Raw genomic sequence first — 21,426 nt, forward strand, 5'->3', positions numbered from 1 at the left:
TTTGCGCATTGCATGCATGCGAAACGCAGAATCATTCGCGATTGACGCTGATCGTCACTGTATCTATGTATGTGTGAGGGCGTGCGGCTGCGGCACAATGCACCCATGCTGATGTATCCACAGATTGACCCTGTCGCCCTGCAGTTAGGGCCTATTGCCATCCACTGGTATGGCCTGACCTATCTGGCCGCCTTTGGCCTGTTCTTGTGGCTCGGCACACGCCGACTCAAACATCCTCCGTTTAACCGTTTGCAAGGCGAGGCGGCGTGGACACGCCGTGATGTCGAAGATTTGCTGTTTCAAGGTGTGGTTGGTGTGATTGTGGGTGGGCGTTTGGGATATTGCCTTTTCTATAAGCCTGCCTATTACTTAAGCCATCCCTTGGAAATTTTTGCCGTCTGGGAAGGCGGCATGAGCTTTCATGGTGGCTTGCTGGGAGTTATTGCCGCCATGATCTGGTTTGCCTCCTCGCGAAAGCGCTCATGGCTGCAAGTGGTGGATTTTGTTGCTCCCTGCGTGCCGACGGGGCTGGCTGCAGGGCGCATAGGTAACTTTATCAATGGCGAGCTATGGGGGCGCTTTGCAGATCCCTCTTTGCCATGGGCCATGGTTTTCCCACAGAGTGGCACCATGCAACCACGGCATCCTTCGCAGATCTACCAGTTTTTGCTGGAAGGTTTGCTGCTGTTTGTGCTGCTTTGGCTGTACGCACAAAAAGAGCGGAAACCAGGCCAAGTGGCTGCTGTGTTTCTGATGGGTTACGGGAGCTTGCGTTTTATTGCCGAGTATTTCCGGGAGCCAGATGCCTATTTGGGCATTCTTTCACTGGGCCTGAGCATGGGGCAGTGGTTATGCTTGCCGATGGTGTTTGCCGGTGCGGCGATGTGGGTCTGGGCTCAGCAGCGCAAAGCCAACTAAGTGTTTGCGAGCGGCTGCAATCAATAAAGAAAGAGGGGGAGCGTGTTAGAGCGGCGTGCATACTTGCAATGGTTGGCTGCAATGGCTGTCGCAATGCCTGCTTGCACGCAAGCGAGCACAGCGCAACGAAAGAGTTCCACGTGGCCGAGTAAACCGGTGAACTTGATTGTTCCCTTTCCCGCAGGTGGCCCCAGCGCCATATTGGCCAAGCAACTTGCGCAATCGTTTGAGAGAACCACCAATCAGGTTTTGCGTATCCAGTATCAAGGTGGCGCTGGAGGGCTGCAAGGGGCAAATTTTGCGGCCAAGGCAGAAGCCAACGGGCAAAATATTTTCATCGGTGGCAGCCACCTAGCAGTGGTGCGTGCTTTGCTGCGCAATGAAGAGTTTGATCTGATTGAGGATTTGCGTCCGCTGACCTTGCTGTGTGAAGTGCCTCAGGTGGTTGTGGTCAACCCTGCACGCATTCGATCACGTACGGTAATGGAATGGCTGGCCGACTTGGCACGCAAACCCGGGCGCTACCGAATGGCCACTGCAGGGATTGGCTCATCAAGTCATATTGCTTCGGCAATGCTCAAGCATGAGGAATCTCTGCAATATGAGTTTGTGCACTTCCGCGGTGCAGGACCGGCCATGCAAGATTTGCTGGCGGGCTCTGTAGACATGATGATCGATGGTCTTATCTCGTGCCTTCCCCACATTCGGTCGGGTCGATTGAAAGCGCTGATGGTCACGGGTAAGCAGCGGGCGTCAGTATTGCCGGACATACCGTGTGCCCAGGAAATGGGCGTTAACGTGCTGGACACGGTCACCTGGTATGGCTTATTTGCCCCCATACAGCTTACCGAGCCTCAGGCGCAAGCCATGTACGATGTTTTCATGCGGATGGGCCAAGACCCCACCATGCTCGCTAATTTCGAGGCCATGGGCATACGTTGGGGTGGACTTTATGGAGATGCATTTGCCTCCATGGTCCAGCAAGACACCATGCAATGGGCGCAGCGTGTGAAGAGTATGGGATTGGGTAATATTTTTACAAAAAATTTGGAAGAGAGCGGAGTGTGAGCGGTCAAATCACAGCCCAACCCTGGGCCGATATGCAAGACAGTGGGACTGGAATCTGGATAGTCGAGATTGACAATGCGGACAAGCTCAATGCGATGACCCGAAACATGTGGCGAGAGTTGAAGTCGGTGTTTACGGGACTGCAAGTCAATCCTGAAATTCGTTGCGTGGTGATTCGTGGGCGTGGCAATGCTTTCTGTGCAGGCGGTGATATCTCTGAATACCCTGCATTCCGCTTTGATGCGCAAATGCTGGAGCAGTTTCATGAAAACGATGTCTGGGGAGGCTTAAGTGCCATCTTGGCCTGTGATGTCCCTGTCGTTGCCTGCATTACAGGTGCATGCATGGGCGCCGGTGTTGAAATTGCCAGTTGCTGCGATGTGCGTTTAGTCGCAGAGGGCGCCAAGTTTGGTGCACCTATAGCTAAATTGGGTTTCCCCATGGCCCCCAAGGAGCTGCACTTGGTTGCCTCCGCTGTTGGACAGCATATGGCTAGGCGCATGCTGCTGGAGGCCGCAGTTTTTTCAGCTTCCGAGATGGCATCTGCGAACTGGTGTGCCAATCCGGTTCCAGCTGATCAATTGCAGGCGCTCACTTTACATACTGCACAGCGCATTGCCAGCTTGGCACCGCAAGCAGCACGCTTGAACAAGCAGACTTTGCGCAACTTGGCTTGTGCTGAGCCAGTGATATCACCCTACGCCTATGCGGACTCGGTGGAGCATAGAGAAGGTATTGCTGCTTTCTTGGCTAAACGCATCCCCAGTTTTTGAATGTCAGCGCCTTCACGGAGCTTGATCTTAGACAGAATGCCGGTATGTCTGATGCGAACCAAACTTTAACTACGACTGCGCAATGGCAGTCTTACACGCAGCCTGTCAAACTGCTTTTTTCAGTACTCCCCGTGTCAAGAGGGGCTTGCGTTTTGGTGATGCTGGCTTGCGCTCCAGCGCGAGCCATGCTGAGTGAAGCAATAGACGCGGCCGGTGCTCAAATGCTAGCGGTTGATGTTGGTACCGCGCAATCTGAAGTCGGGAGCATCATTGAGCAGAGAAAGCCTGAAATCGTCGTGTGCGCACCGGAAGTGTTTGGCTGGGTGTCCAAACTCGCGTTTCTCAGTGAATGTGCAGCGATTTACACATGTGATGCCGATGGTACGGGAACACTGCTCGATCGTGCAGCGCACCATGCAAAATAGCAAGGCTCAAACTTTGGCGATGTTGTGCTGACACGTCCAATTTCGTCATAAAAAAAGGGATCCTGGGGATCCCTTTGGGTAGATGTGAACGTCATTAACGCAGCACCAGAACAGGCACCTGCGAGTGTGTCAGTACATGCTGAGTTTCGCTACCTAGCAGCAAACGCTTGATGCCCTTTCGTCCATGCGAGGCCATGATGATGAGGTCGGCTTTTTGCTTCTCTGCAGCACTGATTATGGACTCTGCAATCAGGTCTGACTTGGCGATGCTGGTCTTGACGCTGACTCCCAGCTCTTTGCCTTCAGCCTTGATCTTGTTGAGCACGTCTTGGGCTTGCTCTGCCCACTTGGCTTCAATGCGTTTGATTTCCGACATATCCACCGATGCACCACCTTCAAGGTAACTACGGGGGTAGCGCGGGATCACCTTCAGTGCAACCAAAGCAGCGCCGCTCAACTTTGCCATTTCAAGGGCATGTTTAACAGCTTTGTCAGACAGCGGAGAGCCATCGGTAGCAACCAAAATACGTTCATACATCTTGTTGATCTCCAGGTTTTTTCGACTGAGGTGATGACTCAAAGCATAGAGTACGCGCTCCTGCTTGTCTTGATGTAAGTCAATATTTGAATGTGGCGTTCTGGATACGCTCTTTACCATGTCCCAAGATTCCCAACAACCGCCTCTGAGCACAGAGCGTGGTGGCTTCAGCGCACACTTGCCCATGGCTTCTGGTGCAGTGAATTTACTGGATGATCCTGCTGAGTGGGATAGCTTCGGTAAACCATATGGGCTGGCTATAGCGGATTCAATGCAGCTTGCTCCCGAAAATGTCGAAGTTTGGGACTCACAGGTTGCTTTGGATGGCATGTACTGCTCGACCTGTGCGCTGACTATCGAGGATGCGTTGCGAGCAGTGCCTGGAGTGCAGCAAGTAGAAGTCAGTGTTGCTGCCAAGCGCGCACGTATAGTCTGGCGGCCAAACCAGGTACTGCCTTCGCAATGGATCAAGGCCATTGAAAATGCTGGTTACCGGGCAGTTCCTGCCCACGATGCACAGGCCTCTGAAATTCGCAAAGCGCATAACCGCAAGGCTCTGTGGCGATGGATGCTCGCTGCATTCTGCATGATGCAAGTCATGATGTACGCATGGCCTTCCTACAACGCCAATCCAAATGACTTATCGATGGAGTACGAGCGCCTGCTGCGTTGGGCATCCTGGGTGATATGTATTCCTATGTTGATTTTTGCCTGTGGGCCGTTTTTCCGCGGTGCTTGGCGGGACCTCAAACATCGTCGTGTCAGCATGGATCTGCCTGTGGCGATGGGAATGTTCATCACCTTCATTGTGAGTACGGTTGGTACGTTTGCACCGGAAGGTGTGTTTGGCAAAGAAGTTTTCTTTGACTCTTTGACCATGTTTGTCTGTTTTTTGCTGATCGGACGCTGGTTGGAAATACGCTTGCGTGACCGAACAGCAGGTGCGCTGGATGCGGTGCTCAATCGCATGCCCGACAGTGTGGAAAAACGCATGCCCAATGGTGGTTTTGAGCGTGTTGCCATGCGCCGTATTAATGCCGGTGATGTTGTTCGCGTGTTACCGGGGGAGGCATTTCCTGCGGATGGCCGGATTCTGAAAGGTCGTACTCAGGCCGATGAAGCATTGCTGACAGGAGAGTCTCGCCCCGTCTCGCATGGTGAGGGTGATCGCGTCATTGCAGGCAGCTTCAATTTGACGGCCGCCGTGGAAATTCAGGTGGATCACATCGGTTCACAGACCAAATTTGCCCAGATTGTGGACCTTATGGAGAGTGCCGCAACGCAAAAGCCGCGTCTGGCGCAACTGGCGGATAAGGTTGCCGCACCATTTTTGGTGGTTGTACTCGTTTTGGCGGCTGCTGCAGCGATCTATTGGTGGCCTACCGATCCTGGGAAAGCTTTGATGGTTGCTGCAGCGGTGCTGATCGTAACGTGTCCTTGCGCACTGTCACTGGCTACACCGGTGGCCATGCTGACGGCTGCAGGAACGCTGGCGAGGCATGGGGTCCTGGTGCGTAATCTGCAGGGTTTGGAGGCACTTGCGTCGGTCGATACACTGGTATTTGACAAAACGGGTACCTTGACGCGGGATGGCATTCAGGTGGCTGGCATGAGCGCCGCAGTGGGGGACGATGCATTGGCATGCAAAGGGTTGGGGGCTGCCATCGCTATGCATTCCAGACACCCGGTTTCTAGGGCAGTTGCCGGTTTTGGCCAGTCCTGGGCGGCCAAATGGAAGGTGCTATCTGTTGAAGAAATCAGCGGACAAGGGTTGCGTGCGCAAGTTGTGCCGTTAGGGGATGCGAACTCTTCAGCAATGTGGGTGCGTTTGGGTTCACAGCGCTTTGCAGGTACATCTGATTTGCTCAGTGATGCTCAGGCGGTATATCTGGCAGTGGAGATTTCTCCCCATGAGATTCGGTCGCTTGCTTTCTTTGAACTGCACGAAGGCGTTCGCCTGGAGGCGCAGTCAGTATTGGCACATTTACAACGCAATGGCGTACAGGTGCAATTGCTCTCAGGTGATGGTTATCAAGCTGTCGTCCGTGTTGCTGAAGAATTGGGCATTGCCCAGTACCGAGCAGAATGTTCCCCACAAGAAAAGCTTGAATTTATCAAGTCACTACAGCAAGTGGGTCATCGCATCGCAATGGTGGGCGATGGACTCAACGATGGGCCGGTGCTGGCTGGAGCAGACGCCTCTTTCGCGTTCGGGCGAGCTGTACCTCTGGCTCAGGCGAAGTCTGACTTCGTTGTTCTGGGTGACAATTTGCAACTCGTGCAGCAGACTGTCGGATTGGCGCGCAAAACGCTAAGAATTGTTCGGCAGAACCTCTTCTGGTCAGCCTTCTACAACGCTGTATCTATTCCCCTGGCAATGATGGGCTGGATGCCTGCATGGCTGGCTGGTTTGGGGATGGCTTTGAGTTCTTTGCTGGTGGTTCTGAATGCGGCCCGTTTAGCCAAACCATTAAAGCTGAAGCCAGCTGCAGCACAGCTGTCCCAGCCATCCTTGATCAACTCTGCCCCCGTAGCCTAAGGAAGGATGTGTTGTGGAAATTATGTATCTCCTGATTCCACTGTCCGTTGTTTTGGTCCTGTTCATTGCCGGAGGGCTTTGGTGGGCTGTGTACCGCGGTCAGTTTGAGAGCGTCGAACAAGAGGCCGAGCGCATTCTTCGAGACGATTGATGTTTGTCAACAACGTAAAAACCGTAACAGTGAACACTTTCGACTGCATATTAAGAGGTGCCCGATGGATTCTCTAAAAACCAATGCTGCACACTACAGTGATACCGTAGTCAGGCAGTTTTCAATCATGGCCGTCGTGTGGGGGGTGGTAGGCATGTTGGTTGGCGTGATAATCGCCGCCCAACTGGCTTGGCCCGAACTCAACTTCGGTATTTCTTGGCTCAGCTTTGGACGACTGCGTCCATTGCATACAAACGCGGTGATTTTTGCGTTCGGCGGAAGCGCCTTGTTCGCAACAAGCTACTACGTGGTGCAGCGCACCTGCCAGACCACGTTGTTCCTGCCAAAGCTGGCTGCCTTCACCTTCTGGGGTTGGCAGTTGGTGATCGTGGCTGCAGCGATCTCCTTGCCTCTGGGGTTTACCACTGGCAAAGAATACGCCGAGCTTGAGTGGCCCATCGACATCTTGATCGCCTTGGTCTGGGTGTCCTACGCCATCGTGTTCTTTGGCACGATTGGAACCCGCAAGGTCAAGCACATTTATGTGGCCAACTGGTTCTTCGGCGCGTTCATCCTGACTGTGGCCTTGCTGCACATAGTGAACAGTGCAGAAATTCCTGCTGGCTTTATGAAGAGCTACTCTGCTTATGCAGGTGTGCAAGATGCCATGGTGCAGTGGTGGTATGGCCACAATGCCGTGGGCTTCTTCTTGACCGCAGGCTTCCTGGGCATGATGTACTACTTTGTGCCTAAGCAAGCAGGCCGTCCAGTGTATTCATACCGCTTGTCAATCGTGCACTTTTGGGCGCTGATCTTCACCTATATGTGGGCAGGTCCTCACCATTTGCACTACACCGCGTTGCCTGACTGGACCCAGTCCGTCGGTATGGTGTTCTCACTGATTCTGTTGGCTCCCTCTTGGGGCGGCATGATCAACGGTGTGATGACTCTGTCTGGCGCATGGCACAAGTTGCGCGAAGACCCCATTCTGCGCTTCCTGATCGTTTCGCTGTCTTTCTACGGTATGTCTACCTTTGAAGGGCCAATGATGTCGATCAAGACAGTAAATGCCCTGTCGCACTTTACTGACTGGACTGTGGGTCACGTTCACTCCGGTGCATTGGGCTGGGTGGGCCTGATCTCGATGGGTTCACTGTATTACCTGATTCCTCGCTTGTTCGGCCGCAAGGAAATGCACTCCAAATCCGCGATTGAGCTGCACTTCTGGATGGCCACAATCGGCATCGTTCTGTACATCGCTGCAATGTGGATCTCTGGTGTGATGCAAGGTCTGATGTGGCGCGCTGTTAATGCCGACGGTACTTTGACTTACACCTTTGTGGAGAGCGTGAAGGCTTCTTACCCCTTCTACGTGATTCGCACGATCGGTGGTCTGCTGTACTTGATCGGTATGTTGATCATGGCTTGGAACGTTGTGAAGACTGTGGCTTCGGGTCGTTCTGTGAAGGTGGCAGTGCCTGCCGTTAACCCAGCTCACGCCTAAGTACGAGGAGCCGCAAATGTCTGTAAACAACAAAAAAGGTTTCACCCACGAGAAAGTGGAAACCAGCAACTTCTTGATGATCGTCCTGATCTTGCTGGTGGTCGCAGTGGGTGGCCTGGTGGAAATCGTTCCTTTGTTCTTCCAAAAGTCGACTACGGAAGCTGTGCAAGGTGTTGAGCCTTACCAGCCGCTGCAGTTGATGGGACGTGATGTCTACATCCGAGAAGGTTGCTACAACTGTCACTCTCAGATGATCCGCCCCTTCCGTGCTGAAACTATGCGCTACGGCCATTACTCGGTAGCTGGAGAGTTCGTGTACGACCATCCCTTCCAGTGGGGCTCCAAGCGTACAGGACCTGACTTGCACCGCGTGGGCGGTAAGTACAGCGATGAATGGCATCGTATTCACCTGAACAATCCACGTGATCTGGTGCCCGAGTCGAACATGCCTGAGTACCCATGGCTGAACACCAATATGGTGGATCACGCCGTGGTGGCACAACGCATGAGCGCTTTGCGTACGGTAGGCGTGCCTTATACCGATGAGCAAATTGCTGGTGCAGCGGAGCAAGTCAAGGGTAAGACCGAGATGGAGGCAGTTATTGCTTACCTTCAAGGTTTGGGTACAGCGCTTAAGTAAAAAGGAAAGGACGGGCTATGGATATCACCACCATGCGCATTGTTGCAACATTGGTTTCGATGGTGTGCTTCATCGGCATTTGGTGGTGGGCGTATGCCCGCCGCAACAAGGACCGTTTTGAAGAAGCGGCACAGTTGCCGTTTCAGCAAGACTGATTTCCCTACCAGAACGAGAACATCCCATGAGCGATTTCGTAAATAACTTCTGGTCGGTCTATGTCGCTGGCATTACTGTTGTGGGCATCATTGCCTGCCTCATCTTGCTCATCATCACTGCCCGTAAAAAGGTAGTGTCTGATGGAGACAACACAACCGGCCACGTGTGGGACGAAGACCTGCGCGAATTGAACAATCCGATGCCACGTTGGTGGGTCTGGCTGTTTGTCATCACCATCATATTTGGCTTGCTGTATCTGGTGGCGTACCCAGGTTTGGGGGCGTATACCGGTAAGCTGCAGTGGAGCCAAGTCAGTGCTTATGAAGCTGAAGTCGAAAAGGCGAATGCTGAATTGGCACCACTGTATGCGCGTTTCTCGGCAATGAGCACAGAAGAGATGGCCAAGGATGGCCAAGCCATGGCAGTTGGGGAGCGACTGTTCATGAACAACTGTGCGCAGTGTCACGGCTCTGATGCGCGTGGCAGCATAGGCTTCCCCAATCTGACCGATCACGACTGGCTTGGTGGTGGTGCCCCAGAGAACATTAAGCAGACCATCACGGAAGGTCGCATGGCCATGATGCCCCCACAGGCTGAAGCCATTGGCACGCCGGAAGATGTTCGCAATCTGGCGCACTACGTGCTGAGTCTGTCGGGCAGCCCGCATGACTCGCTGAAGGCATCGCTGGGTAAGACTCACTTCACCGTCTGTGCTGCATGCCACGGTATGGATGGGAAGGGCAATACCTTGCTGGGTGCGCCGAACCTGACTGACGATATCTGGCTGCACGGTTGGGGCGAACAAAGAATCGTGGAGCAGATTACAAACGGCAAGATGAACGAAATGCCAGCGCAGAAGAGCAAATTGACTCCTGCACAGATTGACGTGCTGACTGCTTATGTCTGGGGTTTGTCCAACAAACCTTCGGGTAATTAATCGGCGTAGCGATTGCAAAGGCGGCACTGTGTGCCGCTTTTTTCATTGGTGCGATTTAGGGGGTGTGAGTGATGAGTTCCGAGCAAGAAAAACCGCAAAAAATCATTCCTATCAAAGCGGATAGCCAGGAAAAGACTGTTTCATTTTTTGAGGCGCATAAGAAAATTTATCCGCGCTCTATCAGCGGTAAGTTCATGAATTGGCGCTGGGCCATGGTGTGGCTGACACAGTTGCTCTTTTATGGCTTGCCATGGCTGGAGTGGGGGCAGCGTCAGATGGTCTTGTTTGACCTGGGCGCGCGTAGGTTCTATCTGTTTGGCTGGGTGCTGTATCCGCAGGATTTTATCTACCTTACAGGTTTGCTCATCATCAGTGCTTTATCACTGTTTCTGTTCACGGCAGTTGCGGGGCGTCTTTGGTGTGGGTTTACCTGTCCGCAAACGGTATATACCGAGATTTTTATGTGGATCGAGCACAAGGTTGAGGGTGACCGCAGTGCTCGAATTCGCTTGGACCAGGGAGGCTGGACAGCTGAAAGAATTTGGAAGAAGTCGCTTAAGCAGCTGCTGTGGATTTCTATAGCACTATGGACTGGCTTTACCTTTGTCGGCTATTTTGTTCCTATCCGAGACTTGGGTGTAGAGCTATTGGCTCTGCAAGGAGGTTGGCAGATATTCTGGGTGCTGTTTTACGGTTTTGCCACTTACGGGAACGCCGGCTATATGCGTGAGCAAGTGTGCAAATACATGTGCCCCTATGCTCGTTTCCAAAGTGCCATGTTTGATAAAGACACGTTGATTGTGAGTTATGACACTCAGCGCGGTGAGACTCGTGGCCCTCGCAAAAAAAATGTGGATTACAAAGAGAAAGGTCTGGGCGACTGTATTGATTGCAAACTGTGTGTGCAGGTCTGCCCTGTAGGCATTGATATTCGTGATGGCTTGCAGTACGAGTGCATCGGATGTGGTTTGTGCGTGGATGCATGCAACAACGTTATGGATAACATGGCGTACCCGCGTGGCTTGATTCGTTTGACCACAGAAAATGCATTGAGCAAGTCTTGGACAAGCGCACAAATCTTGCGTCGAATTGCACGTCCACGTGTATTGATTTATTCGACTATTTTGTTGGGTTTGACCCTGGCAATGGTGATTAGCCTCGCTGTCCGTGAACCGCTGAAAGTGGATGTGATTCGCGATCGCGCATCTTTGGCTCGTATTGTCTCTGGTGGCAAGCTTGAGAACGTATATCGCCTGCAAGTGATGAATGCAACGGAGCAAGCACAAACTTACTCGGTCTCTGTCAAGGGATTGAGTGATATCACAATGGCTGAAGGTTCTCTGGTGGATGTGGAGCCAGCACAAACGCGTGGAGTTGCTGTACGGGTGCAAATTCCTTATGGAACTACCGGTCCGGGTTCGTATCCCATTGAGTTCGAGATTGCGGCTCAAAGTGGGAAGGGGCATGTGAAGGAAAAGTCGGTCTTCTTGGTGCCTCGCTGAGAGAGTGTTGGAATGGTGTGCGAGGTGCAAGCTTCGCACATATGGATAAATTCAAAGAGAGTTAGGTATGACGCAGATTGCAAAGAAGCAGGAAACCCCTTCAGGCCCATGGTGGAAGTATGGTCACATGTGGCTGGTGCTGGGTGGGCCTGCAGTTGTTGTGGTTGCAGGGATAGTGACCGCCATGATTGCCACCAATGGGGCAGATCCAGTGGTTGATGAAAATTATTACCAGAAGGGTCTTAACATCAATCAAGAACTGCGTAAGTCTGAAAAGAGTCTTGCACCTGCAAATGCCGCGCGCAACCACGCTGCTACACCAGATGCGGACTTGCCTGATCTCACCCCTAAATAAGTTTGTGCTTCTATTTTTATAGCATTTGAGCATGCATAAACATGGTTTAGGAGTCATAACCCCTGACGAAAAGCTGCGGGAGGTGTTGATCAGCAGAGTTTTTAATTGAGTGTTTGTCCCACTCCGCTGAAAAGCAGTGGGTGCTCACAATGTGTGCGTACTTCATCTCAAGGAGAGCACATGTGGAAAAGATATCTGATGTGGATTGGCTGGCCAGCTTTCTTGGCAGCAGGGGTGATGGAAATGCTGGTTTTTGCGATGTTTGATCCTCGCGATATGTTGTGGCTTGGGCAAAGTGCAGAGATCACACCAACCACTGTCTATACGCTGGCTTTTTTTGTTTTCTGGGGTGTTTTTATGGTGGCAGGATATGTGATGGTTCTTTTATCTTTGCCTCAAACTGAGCTCAATGCCACACATTCGCTGTCATGATGCTTGGCGGTCTGATGCCCATTTCTCCCGGCGATCAGGTCGAAAAAAAAACCTCCCGCTTCGCTAGGGGAGGTTTTTTTTATGAAGACGACCAATAGGGCTTACTTATTGCATTCGTGCTGACTATTGACCAAGCGCTGCAATGCTGCAGTGTTCAAAATGCGTACGTGCCGTTGCTTGACTTCAACAATGCCTTCTTCCACAAATTTGGAGAATGTGCGACTGACGGTTTCAAGCTTCAAGCCTAGATAACTACCGATTTCCTCGCGCGTCATGCGCAAAACCAGCTCTGACGATGAGAAGCCTCGGGCGTGTAGACGCTGTACCAAATTCAAAATAAAGGCTGCCAGGCGCTCTTCCGCACGCATGCTGCCAAGCAAAAGCATTACGCTGTGTTCGCGCACAATTTCACGGCTCATGACTTTGTGTACATGGCTTTGCAGGGCCGTTACTTCGCGGGAAATTTCTTCCAGGCCATCAAAAGGCATAACGCATACTTCTGCATCCTCCAGTGCTACCGCATCGCAGGTGTGGTGGTCATTCACGATGCCATCCAAACCAATGATTTCGCCCGCCATCTGGAAGCCTGTTACTTGGTCGCGCCCATCTTCAGTTGCCACGCAGGTTTTGAAAAAACCAGTGCGGATCGCGTACAACGACGTGAATGCCTCTCCGTTGCGAAACAGCGTTGCCCCTCGTTTGACTTTGCGGCGGGTGGCCACAATGTCGTCAATGCGCTGCAGCTGCTGCTCATTCAGACCCACGGGCATACAGAGTTCGCGCAGATTGCAGTTGGAGCAGGTAACTTTAATGGTTGGAGGAGTCATGTACTCAGAAGCCAAAGTGACTTGGGTGAAGGCACGGGCTGGTGCGGTTAAAGAAGATGAAGGATTGTCGAAATGGGTGAAGTGATTGCGAATGATGTGAGTCAAATTGTGACACCAGTTCTACAGCGGCATGTTGACTCATGTCAAGGATAAACGTTGACAATTGTTGCAAAGTCGTGGAATCAAGGAAAAAGATACATGACCGTTGTCACCCCAGAACTTTTGCGTCGCTATGACGTACCAGGACCACGTTACACCTCCTACCCTACAGCGGATAGGTTTGTTGAGGCGTTTGGAGATAGCGACTATATCTTGGCGCTGAAGCAACGCAAAGTTGCAGCGACTGCCAAGCAGCCAATGTCGCTGTATGTGCACATCCCCTTTTGCGATTCTCTGTGCTACTACTGTGCATGTAACAAAATCATCACCAAGCACCATGAACGTGCAGTGACGTACATGCGCTATTTGGAGCGCGAGATTGATTTGCATTTGCAGCACTGTGGCCGCGGTCAAGTGGTCAGTCAGTTCCACGTGGGGGGGGGAACACCTACTTTCCTGAGTGACGATGAACTGCGCAGTCTATGGCTCATGTTGCGTCAACGTTTTGAGTTTGATCCCGCTGGGGAATACTCGATTGAAGTTGACCCGCGAACCGTAACGCGTGAGCGTTTGGCGGTGCTCAAAGAGGTTGGCTTCAATCGTTTGAGCTTTGGCGTTCAGGATTTCGACCCTGATGTGCAGAAGGCGGTGCACCGTGAGCAACCGGCTCAGCAGGTCTTTGATCTGGTGGCTGCTTCGCGAGAGCTGGGCTTTCAATCCATCAATGTGGATTTGATTTACGGTCTACCCAAGCAAAATCCAGAATCTTTTGCTCGGACGCTTCAGCAAGTTGCTCAGTTGCGTCCAGACCGTATTGCGCTGTATGCCTATGCGCATTTACCGGAACGTTTCAAACCGCAGCGCCGAATTCATCAGGAAGATCTGCCATCTGCACCCGACAAAGTCGGCATGCTGGCTTCTGCCATTGAGAGTTTTATCGCGGCAGGGTATGTGTATGTGGGAATGGATCACTTTGCACTGCCTGATGACGCGTTGGCTGTTGCCAAACGCCAGGGACGGTTGCACCGCAACTTCCAGGGCTACAGCACACAACCTGATTGCGACTTGATTGCATTAGGCGTGTCAGCGATTGGTCGCGTGGGAGCAACTTACAGTCAGAATGCGAAAACGCTCGAAGAGTATTACGATCTGCTGGATCAAGGGCGCTTGCCCGTGGTGCGTGGATTGGCGCTGAGCCGAGATGACTTGATTCGTCGTGCCGTGATCATGACCATCATGTGCCAGGGGGAGGTGCTTTATGAATCGATCAACAGTGCTTGGTTGATTGATTTCACCAAGTACTTTGCTTCAGAGATTGAGATCCTGACCTCACAGCAAGATGAGGGCTTGGTGGAAATCCTGGACGACTGCATCAAGGTGACGCCTAAGGGCTGGTTCTTTGTACGCGGTGTGGCCTTGGTGTTTGACCGCTATTTGCAGGCTGACCGCAACAGAGCCAGATTCTCGCGGATCATCTGATCCTTATGACACTTTCTTTGCTTTGGACTGCATTTTTCATGGGGCTCGTGGGTGGGCCCCATTGTCTTGCCATGTGTGCTGCGCCTTGTCACGCAGTGATCCAAGGGCATGGACAGTCATCCGTGCAAATGCATGCCAGAATTGCGCAGCCTGTATGGGCGTTGAACTGGAGTGCCAGCCAGTTTCATGTGGGGCGTTTGCTGGGTTACGGTTTTCTGGGTGGGGTTGCTGCCTTGGCTATGGAGCAGGTGGCTTGGTTCTCAGACCAAACTTCGGCATTGCATCCTGTCTGGGTGGGTATGCACCTGGCTATCTTGGCCTGGGGGTTGCTGATGCTGTTTCAGGGGCAGCAACCTGCATGGTTGGAGCGTGCGGGGCGGTCTGTATGGGGTAAGGTACAGCCAGTTCTTTCATTGCGTGGTGGAGCGCTGTTTACAGGGGTGGCATGGGCTTTCATGCCCTGTGGCTTGCTGTATTCGGCGGTGCTTGTTGCTGCGCTTTCAGGGGCCGCCTGGAGCGGCGCTGCAAGCATGCTGGCCTTCGGTCTTGGCAGCGGACTTTGGCTATTAGCTGCACCGGTTGCTTGGCGCTGGCTGAGTGGGCGGGTCAGTCGTTTTCGCACAGAGTGGGGAACGCGTATCGCAGGACTGATGCTGGTTGCGGTATCTCTGGCAGCGTTGTGGATGGACTTGGTCTACAAGCCGTCCATGTGGTGCCGCTGAGGCAATGGTGCTTGTGTGGTGTGAAATTCGCTGCAGTGCGATTGAAGGTGTCTGCAAGACCACCGAGCCGTCAACCTGAACCGGGGGTTCAGGTGGGCGAGAGCAGCCTAGCGTTGGGTTCGTCTGACGCGAGACGATCACGCTTGCTAGGCAATATATCAAGCCCGTGCTCAATGAGCATTGGTTCAAGGCAATATAAAGCCCGGCGGGTTGCAGACAATTGGATTTTACAGGTTTTCCGAAGAAGTTGAGGTCAAGTCCTCTTGCCTGGCATTGTCTAAATCTATGTTAGACAACAGATCTTGTGCAGCGGTAAATGTAGCAGCCTGCTTGGCAGAGGCGTCTTCAAACACGTCAAGCTGCTGGGGTAACTCTGGTACTGGCAGTCCCTCACTCGCTTGAGCAGGCTCTTCGACAGGTTCTGCCAGAACCTGATTCATACGTTCAACAATTTCGTTGGCAATTGCCTGGTCATGCGCAGCTTGTGCTTCCAGCGTCTGCAAACGCTCCATATCAACATCAAGCGATGCATCGACACCTGTATCCACGTGCTCGGCACCATGCGTGCCCTGGTGCGTGGCCAGTTTTTGCTGTAGTGACTGCAACTGGTTGCGCAGTTCCAGGTTTTCAAAGGCCAAATTCACAGCCAACAGCACGCACACACGTTCACGTGAGCGTAGCTTGGAGGTGTCGCGCATTTGTTGGAACTGTTGGTCCACACGTTCCACGGCTTCCAGGAGTTGTTCTTCCTGTCCATCTGGGCAAGTGAGCAAATACTCTTGGTGCAGGATCTGGGTTTCTATCTGGCTCAAGAGGACTCCTTGTTGGCAGGTAGCCGTTCAATCAAATCATCCACGCGCGCGCGCGCAGCCTTCAGACGTGATCGCAAAGAGTCACGTTCTTTGTGCAAAGCATGAATCTCTTCGGCGAGTAAGTTATTCGCGTGTTGTAGAGCCTCGTACTTTTCCAGTAACAGCTCTACACGCTCAGCAACGGGATCAAGAATGGATGGTTTCGTCATGGATTGCTGTAATTGTAGGACTGCCCATTTATAGGGAATTGCAAATTTATGGCAGATCGGCAGATTTAGCTACAAAAGCTTGTTTCAAGCTGTCAATTTCAGCGGTTTTTGCCTATTAGATTGCTTGCTCCAAGTTCTTTACGTGCGCGGAGGGAGCGCGATGGCGTTTGACGTGATTAAAATCCCTGGCTCATATGTTGGTGCTCGCAGCTTGGTTCACAAGTCTGCAGTTCAACGGGAAGCAGGGTGTTGGTGTTGACACTTCAACATCACTAGCCTGCGCTGCCCCCGCAACGGTGAGTTCTTGGCGCAAGCAATTGCCCCAACCCATCATCACAAGCCACTGAATGCCTTGAACAAGCATTTGGGAAGGCGATGGCGTTGAAGAACCAGCCCGGATACCGGCCAACATCGGTGTGCCCATGCAAGTGGGCATGGTTTGCCCATTGCTGGCGGGGAGGCTGGCACGGGCGGATTCTCATATTTTTCAAATGAGTTTGTTGGAACAACAGCGTTGCTGCGTTGCTTCGTCTTCACGCAAGGTGCAGGCTGTGGTGGTGATTGCCGCATGCATGCCAAGCGCGCTCTGGGCTGCGCAATCGATGGATGAGGTCGTGGTGGCGGCCACTCGTACTGAGCAACCGCTTTCCGATGTTTTGGCGGATGTCACGATTGTGGACCGTGAAACTATTGAACGAAGTGGTGCTTTGGCACTGGAAGATATCTTGGCCAAGGTGCCAGGTGTTCAGATCACGCGTACGGGTGGTGCAGGTTCGGAGACCCAGTTTTTCTTGCGGGGGGCGCACAAGCAGCATACGGCGGTGTACATCGATGGCATTCGCATTGATGCACAAAATGGCTCCGGTGGCGCGCCATGGGAGACACTGCCTGTGGATGCGATTGAGCGGGTCGAGGTGTTGCGCGGTGCTGCCGGCGCCGTTTATGGCTCAGATGCCATGGCTGGTGTTGTACAAATCTTCACCCAGCGCGGCGAGGCTGGCTTGCAGCCCTCTGTCTCGATAGGCGCAGGTCGTTATGGCACGCGCAAAGCCAGTGCTAACGTGCGTGGCGCGCAAGGTGCCTGGGACTTCGCGTTGGGTATGTCGTATGCGGAGAGTGAAGGCTTCGATTCCAAAACTGGTGGCACAAGGCGCAATGTGGACAAAGACGGCTACCTGCGCAAAGCAGCCAACGCACGGCTTGGCCTTCAGATTGACGCAACGCACCGCGTGGATTTCACTGCTTTGACGACCGACTCCAATGCTGGCTATGACAACCGAGTGCAAGGCAATGACCGCAGTATTCGCAACACCGATGCATACGGGTTGAATTGGGAAAGTCGCTGGTCGTCTGCCTTGAGCACGCGTATTTCAGCCAGCCAGTCGCGCAATGTGTACAAAACACGGACTGCCACGATGTACAGCACAGAGACGGTGTTGCGCAATTTCATGCTCCAAAACGAGTGGCGCAGCCAGTGGGGCGTGTGGTGCCTGAATCTGGAGCGGCGCGAAGACCAGTTGGAAAACGCAGATTTTGCAGGTTCTGGTGAACGTGACCGTCAGCAAAATGCTGTGGCATTGGCCTACGGTCAAAGCTGGGGGGGGCATAGTGTGCAGTTGGCGTTACGCCACGATAGAGATAGTGATTTTGGCAGCAAAAACACCTATTCAGCAGCCTACGGCTGGCAGTTTGCCCCCATGTGGCGCGCAACGGCTTCGGTCGGAAGCGGGTTCAGAGTGCCGAGCCTGTATCAGCGCTTTTCACAAAGTGGCGATGCAAGTTTGCAGCCTGAAACCAGCCGGAATGCGGAACTGGGCTTGCGTTGGCAAAACAGGGGCGACTATCTGGGCGTGAGTGTTTATCGCAACAAGGTCGACAATCTGGTCACTTACAGCGCAGGCTTGGGTAGCTGCGGTGCAGCAGGCTGCTACCTCAACGTGCAAAGAGCCGTGCTGGAGGGTGTGAGTGTCTCCGGTGCGCTACGTACCGGAGCGCTGAAGTGGTCGGGCTCTGTGGATTTCCAGAATCCTCACAATGCCCAGACAGGGCATTTGCTACAGCGTCGCTCCAAACGCTATGCCACGCTGGCGGTTGAAACGATGGTCAAGGGCTGGACCTTGGGTGCGGAGATGCAGGCAGCAAGCCGTCGCTACAACACGGATACGGAGAAAAAGAAATCCCTGGCTGGCTATGGCTTGCTGAACTTGGCGGCGTCCACGCAGCTGGGCAAAGATTTCACATTGAATATGCGGCTGGATAACCTGGCCGATCGAGACTATGTGCTGGCGGCCGATTCCTCGTCCAAGGGCGGGAATTACGCAACCCCGGGGCGCAGCTTCTATGTGGGTCTGAAGTGGACGCCTCAGTAATGCATGCTTGTGAAGAAGATCCTACGTGCCGCAAAAACACCAATAGCTAGCTTTTCCATACCATGACAGTTGATACCCCTCATCACCGTTGCGTGGCGCTGCTGGTTGCAGCGCCTGCTTCAGGCCAAGGTAAAACCACGGTTACTGCTGCCTTGGCGCGCTGGCACACGCGGCAAGGGCGCCGTGTGCGTGTTTTCAAGTGTGGACCAGACTTTCTAGACCCTTATTGGCACCAGCTTGCCAGTGGTGCCACAGTGCATAACCTGGATGCCTGGATGGTGGGCATGGATGAGGTGCGTGCAAGTCTGGCTGCCGCAGCAGCGCAAGCCGATGTCATCTTGATCGAAGGTGTGATGGGCCTGTATGACGGCAGCCCAACAGCGGCGGATTTGGCAGAGCAGTTGGGGATCCCCGTGTTGCTGGTGCTGGATGCAGCGGCCATGGCAGCAAGCTTTGGTGCCGTGGTGCTGGGAATGCAGCAGTACCAAAGTGGTCTGCCATGGGCTGGTGTGCTGGCCAATCGTGTAGGCAGTGCCATGCATGCACAGATGCTGCAAGCCAGCTTGCGCGAGCCCTCATTGTGGCTGGGAGCCTTGCAACGTGTTGTGCAGGGGCAGGAAGTGCAGTTGCTGCCAGAGCGTCACCTGGGATTGGTGGCCGCGCACGAGTTGCCTGATGCCATGGCGCGACTCAATTTGGTTGCCGATGCGATAGGGCAAACGCCACTGGGGCTGATGGATTGGCAAGAGTGGCAGCGTTGGGCGGTCGATTTTCCGAATGAACCCCATGGGGCGGTGCCGCGAATTGAGCCGTGGCTTCAGGGAAAAACCGTGGCTGTGGCTAGTGATGCTGCTTTCAGCTTTATTTACCCTGCCAATCTGGATTGTTTGCAGGCCATGGGAGCAAGTTTGGCATTTTTTTCTCCTTTGGCTGGTGATCGCTTGCCTGCGTGTGATGCGGTCTGGCTGCCAGGGGGCTATCCGGAATTGCATACCGAAAAATTGCTTGCCAACTCAGTCTTGCAGGCAGATCTGCAAGCCCATGTGCAGGCAGACAAACCTATCTGGGCAGAATGTGGCGGCATGTTGGCCTTGGCAGAAAGTTTGCATTCTGTACAAGGTCAGAGTTCGCCAATGTGGGGCATCGTGCCGGGCGCGGCGCATATGCAGCCACGTCTGGCCGGGCTGGGCATGCAGCAATGTGCGCTGCAGGGCGGGGTGTTGCGCGGGCATACGTTTCACTATTCGCGTTTTGAAAGCTCTGCAGTGCAAGTGGCTCGAACCAGCAGGCCCAAGCAACCAGCACAAGAGAAGCTGGGCGAGGCAATCTATCAGCATGGCAGTGTGCACGCGAGCTATTTTCATGCCTGGTTTGCATCGCATCCGCGAGCAGTGGCGGCACTGTTAGGTGCAGAGCCTGTGCAATGGGGTGAGCGGGCTACATCGGCATAATTTGCAGGTTTTATGAATACTTTGAACAACAGCACCATGCAGCCTTGGCAAGAGCTGATTGTGGGCGGACAAAAAAGTGGCAAAACCCGCCGTGCCGAGCAGGCTGCGCGCGACTGGTTGGATGCGGGTGTTGGTCACAATGCAGTTTATCTGGCAACAGGCCAAGCCTGGGACGCTGAAATGCGCCAGCGTATTGCGCGCCACCAGGCAGACCGTGCACAGCGTGTCCCTGGTATGCAGACAGTGGAGGCCCCCCGCCAGCTTGCACAGGCCTTGCAGACGCACAGCAGTCCCAACACCTTGGTGGTGGTGGATTGTCTGACGCTGTGGCTGACCAACTGGATGATGCCCATGGAAGGCGCAAGTGCTGCAAATGGTGCATGGGCTACAGAAGAATGGAGTGTGCAACGAGCCTTTTTCTTGGAGGTGTTGCCACGTTGCCCTGGGCCGGTTGTGGTGGTCGGCAACGAGATCGGCATGGGGGTGATTCCATTAGGCAAAGAAGTGCGTGCCTTTGTGGATGCCCTGGGTGCCTTGAACCAGGACGTCGCGCGAGTGTGCAGCCGCGCGACATTGATGGCAGCGGGTTTACCGTTGCAGCTTAAATGATGAATCTTTTCCGCCGCAGCCTCGGTGCTGTCACTGTGCTTGCTGCTTTGGGGTGGGGATGCGCGCAGGCAGCGGATGTGCCAGCAGCTGCGTTGAAGGACGACAGGGGGCGGGTCATGGCAACAGCAAAGTCACCGCAGCGCATTGTCAGTTTGCTGCCATCCCTGACGGAAACCATCTGTGCCTTGGACGCTTGCGACAGGTTGGTGGGTGTGGATCGCTTTTCGAACTGGCCAGCATCGCTGCAAACCAGGTTGCCTATTCTGGGAGGTGGCATGGACCCGAATGTGGAGGCCATCGTGGAGCTGAAGCCTGATGTGGTCCTGCTCTCCAATGCCTCGCGCGTGGTGGAGCGCCTGGAGGCTTTGGGCCTGCGTACCATCACGCTGGAGACGCGTACCCAGGCCGATGTGCACCGCGTGCTGCAAAGCATTGGCGTGTTGCTGGGCTTGCCGCCAGAGCGGGCAGAAAGTGAATGGCAGCGTGTGCAGGCGGGGATGGATGCGGCAGCGCAGTCCCTGCCTGCAGGTGTGCAAGGTGCCAAAGTGTATTTTGAAGTCAGCCGTGGGCCGTATGTGGCAGGGCCCTCCTCGTTCATCGGTGAGGTGCTGACACATATGAAAATGGCCAATGTGGTGCCAGAAGAAATGGGCCCATTTCCGCGCTTGAACCCGGAGTTCATTTTGCGTGCACGCCCCGATGTGATTCTGATGGGCAACCACAGCATGCAAGTTGCACATAGCTACCCAGGCTGGGCCACGCTGGAAGCCGTTCAAAAGAAACGAGTGTGTGCATTCAATGCCGAAGAGTCCGGCATCATCGTGCGGCCAGGCCCGCGCATGGATGAGGCTGCCCGCATCATTGCCCGCTGCTTGGCGGAGAAAGCGCCTCGTCGTGGCGGTTGAAGCACG

General features: G+C 53.8%; 23 protein-coding genes and 1 riboswitch. Of the genes, 19 read left to right on the top strand and 4 right to left on the bottom strand.

Annotation, left to right across the window (positions count from 1 at the left end; translation table 11 throughout):
- The first annotated feature begins 105 nt into the window (after nt 1-105).
- The 4 genes from lgt to QEP11_RS13555 all read left to right on the top strand — a co-directional run bounded on the left by lgt (nt 106) and on the right by QEP11_RS13555 (nt 3,184).
- A complete protein-coding gene (gene lgt / locus QEP11_RS13540) occupies nt 106-918 on the top strand; it encodes a prolipoprotein diacylglyceryl transferase (protein WP_284337172.1) in 813 nt (270 codons plus the stop codon).
- A gap of 156 nt (nt 919-1,074) precedes the next feature.
- Nucleotides 1,075-1,986, top strand: coding sequence for a Bug family tripartite tricarboxylate transporter substrate binding protein (locus QEP11_RS13545; protein ID WP_284337173.1), 912 nt, complete (start codon nt 1,075-1,077; stop codon nt 1,984-1,986).
- Nucleotides 1,983-2,759, top strand: a complete 777-nt coding sequence (locus QEP11_RS13550; RefSeq protein WP_413788731.1) for an enoyl-CoA hydratase/isomerase family protein — start codon at nt 1,983-1,985, stop codon at nt 2,757-2,759. The genes QEP11_RS13545 and QEP11_RS13550 overlap by 4 nt, the downstream gene beginning before the upstream one ends.
- 185 nt (nt 2,760-2,944) lie before the next feature.
- Nucleotides 2,945-3,184 (top strand): hypothetical protein, encoded by a 240-nt coding sequence (locus tag QEP11_RS13555; protein ID WP_284337174.1) that lies wholly within the window; start codon nt 2,945-2,947, stop codon nt 3,182-3,184.
- A gap of 94 nt (nt 3,185-3,278) precedes the next feature.
- Here QEP11_RS13555 and QEP11_RS13560 read toward each other — a convergent pair whose 3' ends face one another.
- Nucleotides 3,279-3,722: a universal stress protein gene (locus QEP11_RS13560; protein WP_284337175.1), complete on the bottom strand. Its 444-nt coding sequence runs from the start codon at nt 3,720-3,722 to the stop codon at nt 3,279-3,281.
- 184 nt (nt 3,723-3,906) lie between these two features.
- Between QEP11_RS13560 and QEP11_RS13565 the strand changes: the two genes are divergently transcribed.
- The 9 genes from QEP11_RS13565 to QEP11_RS13605 all read left to right on the top strand — a co-directional run bounded on the left by QEP11_RS13565 (nt 3,907) and on the right by QEP11_RS13605 (nt 11,938).
- Complete coding sequence (locus QEP11_RS13565) at nt 3,907-6,261, top strand: heavy metal translocating P-type ATPase (protein ID WP_284337314.1); 2,355 nt, start codon at nt 3,907-3,909, stop codon at nt 6,259-6,261.
- A gap of 13 nt (nt 6,262-6,274) precedes the next feature.
- Complete coding sequence (gene ccoS / locus QEP11_RS13570; protein WP_284337176.1) at nt 6,275-6,412, top strand: cbb3-type cytochrome oxidase assembly protein CcoS; 138 nt, start codon at nt 6,275-6,277, stop codon at nt 6,410-6,412.
- Between the two features lie 64 nt (nt 6,413-6,476).
- Nucleotides 6,477-7,916, top strand: a complete 1,440-nt coding sequence (gene ccoN, locus QEP11_RS13575) for a cytochrome-c oxidase, cbb3-type subunit I (RefSeq protein ID WP_284337177.1) — start codon at nt 6,477-6,479, stop codon at nt 7,914-7,916.
- Nucleotides 7,917-7,932: 16 nt separating this feature from the next.
- Nucleotides 7,933-8,556: a cytochrome-c oxidase, cbb3-type subunit II gene (gene ccoO / locus QEP11_RS13580; protein ID WP_284337178.1), complete on the top strand. Its 624-nt coding sequence runs from the start codon at nt 7,933-7,935 to the stop codon at nt 8,554-8,556.
- 17 nt (nt 8,557-8,573) lie between these two features.
- Nucleotides 8,574-8,711, top strand: a complete 138-nt coding sequence (locus tag QEP11_RS13585) for a cbb3-type cytochrome oxidase subunit 3 (protein WP_284337179.1) — start codon at nt 8,574-8,576, stop codon at nt 8,709-8,711.
- Between the two features lie 26 nt (nt 8,712-8,737).
- Complete coding sequence (ccoP, locus tag QEP11_RS13590) at nt 8,738-9,649, top strand: cytochrome-c oxidase, cbb3-type subunit III (RefSeq protein WP_284337180.1); 912 nt, start codon at nt 8,738-8,740, stop codon at nt 9,647-9,649.
- Between the two features lie 71 nt (nt 9,650-9,720).
- Nucleotides 9,721-11,151: a cytochrome c oxidase accessory protein CcoG gene (ccoG, locus tag QEP11_RS13595; RefSeq protein WP_284337181.1), complete on the top strand. Its 1,431-nt coding sequence runs from the start codon at nt 9,721-9,723 to the stop codon at nt 11,149-11,151.
- A 67-nt stretch (nt 11,152-11,218) separates the two neighbouring features.
- Nucleotides 11,219-11,506, top strand: coding sequence for a FixH family protein (locus tag QEP11_RS13600; protein ID WP_284337182.1), 288 nt, complete (start codon nt 11,219-11,221; stop codon nt 11,504-11,506).
- 237 nt (nt 11,507-11,743) lie between these two features.
- Nucleotides 11,744-11,938, top strand: coding sequence for a hypothetical protein (locus QEP11_RS13605; protein WP_349816778.1), 195 nt, complete (start codon nt 11,744-11,746; stop codon nt 11,936-11,938).
- A gap of 101 nt (nt 11,939-12,039) precedes the next feature.
- Here the strand turns inward: QEP11_RS13605 and fnr are convergent, their stop codons facing one another.
- Nucleotides 12,040-12,765, bottom strand: coding sequence for a fumarate/nitrate reduction transcriptional regulator Fnr (gene fnr / locus QEP11_RS13610; protein ID WP_284337315.1), 726 nt, complete (start codon nt 12,763-12,765; stop codon nt 12,040-12,042).
- 198 nt (nt 12,766-12,963) lie between these two features.
- Here fnr and hemN point away from each other — a divergent pair, with 198 nt between their 5' ends.
- The gene (gene hemN / locus QEP11_RS13615) at nt 12,964-14,343 is read left to right on the top strand and encodes an oxygen-independent coproporphyrinogen III oxidase (protein WP_284337184.1); all 1,380 of its coding nucleotides are present in this window, start codon (nt 12,964-12,966) and stop codon (nt 14,341-14,343) included.
- Nucleotides 14,344-14,348: 5 nt separating this feature from the next.
- Nucleotides 14,349-15,065: a sulfite exporter TauE/SafE family protein gene (locus QEP11_RS13620; RefSeq protein WP_284337185.1), complete on the top strand. Its 717-nt coding sequence runs from the start codon at nt 14,349-14,351 to the stop codon at nt 15,063-15,065.
- A 227-nt stretch (nt 15,066-15,292) separates the two neighbouring features.
- On the opposite strand, the gene QEP11_RS13625 is transcribed toward QEP11_RS13620, so the two are convergent.
- On the bottom strand, nt 15,293-15,877 hold the full coding sequence (locus QEP11_RS13625; RefSeq protein WP_284337186.1) for a cell division protein ZapA: 585 nt from the start codon (nt 15,875-15,877) through the stop codon (nt 15,293-15,295).
- Nucleotides 15,874-16,086, bottom strand: coding sequence for a DUF904 domain-containing protein (locus QEP11_RS13630; protein ID WP_284337187.1), 213 nt, complete (start codon nt 16,084-16,086; stop codon nt 15,874-15,876). The genes QEP11_RS13625 and QEP11_RS13630 overlap by 4 nt, the downstream gene beginning before the upstream one ends.
- Nucleotides 16,087-16,267: 181 nt before the next feature.
- A riboswitch (cobalamin riboswitch) is annotated at nt 16,268-16,510 on the top strand.
- A gap of 67 nt (nt 16,511-16,577) precedes the next feature.
- Between QEP11_RS13630 and QEP11_RS13635 the strand changes: the two genes are divergently transcribed.
- The 4 genes from QEP11_RS13635 to QEP11_RS13650 all read left to right on the top strand — a co-directional run bounded on the left by QEP11_RS13635 (nt 16,578) and on the right by QEP11_RS13650 (nt 21,420).
- Entirely contained in the window at nt 16,578-18,455 is a 1,878-nt protein-coding gene (locus QEP11_RS13635) for a TonB-dependent receptor plug domain-containing protein (protein ID WP_284337188.1), read from the top strand.
- Nucleotides 18,456-18,517: 62 nt separating this feature from the next.
- The gene (locus QEP11_RS13640; RefSeq protein WP_284337189.1) at nt 18,518-19,906 is read left to right on the top strand and encodes a cobyrinate a,c-diamide synthase; all 1,389 of its coding nucleotides are present in this window, start codon (nt 18,518-18,520) and stop codon (nt 19,904-19,906) included.
- Nucleotides 19,907-19,918: 12 nt separating this feature from the next.
- Nucleotides 19,919-20,515, top strand: a complete 597-nt coding sequence (locus tag QEP11_RS13645) for a bifunctional adenosylcobinamide kinase/adenosylcobinamide-phosphate guanylyltransferase (protein WP_284337190.1) — start codon at nt 19,919-19,921, stop codon at nt 20,513-20,515.
- Nucleotides 20,515-21,420 carry an ABC transporter substrate-binding protein gene (locus QEP11_RS13650; RefSeq protein ID WP_413788740.1) on the top strand — a complete coding sequence of 302 codons (906 nt, stop codon included), beginning with the start codon at nt 20,515-20,517 and terminating at the stop codon, nt 21,418-21,420. Before QEP11_RS13645 ends, QEP11_RS13650 begins: the two co-directional genes overlap by 1 nt.
- Nucleotides 21,421-21,426 lie beyond the last annotated feature (6 nt).

This window comes from Comamonas halotolerans (genome assembly GCF_030162935.1).
GTDB classification, from domain to species: domain Bacteria; phylum Pseudomonadota; class Gammaproteobacteria; order Burkholderiales; family Burkholderiaceae_C; genus Comamonas; species Comamonas halotolerans.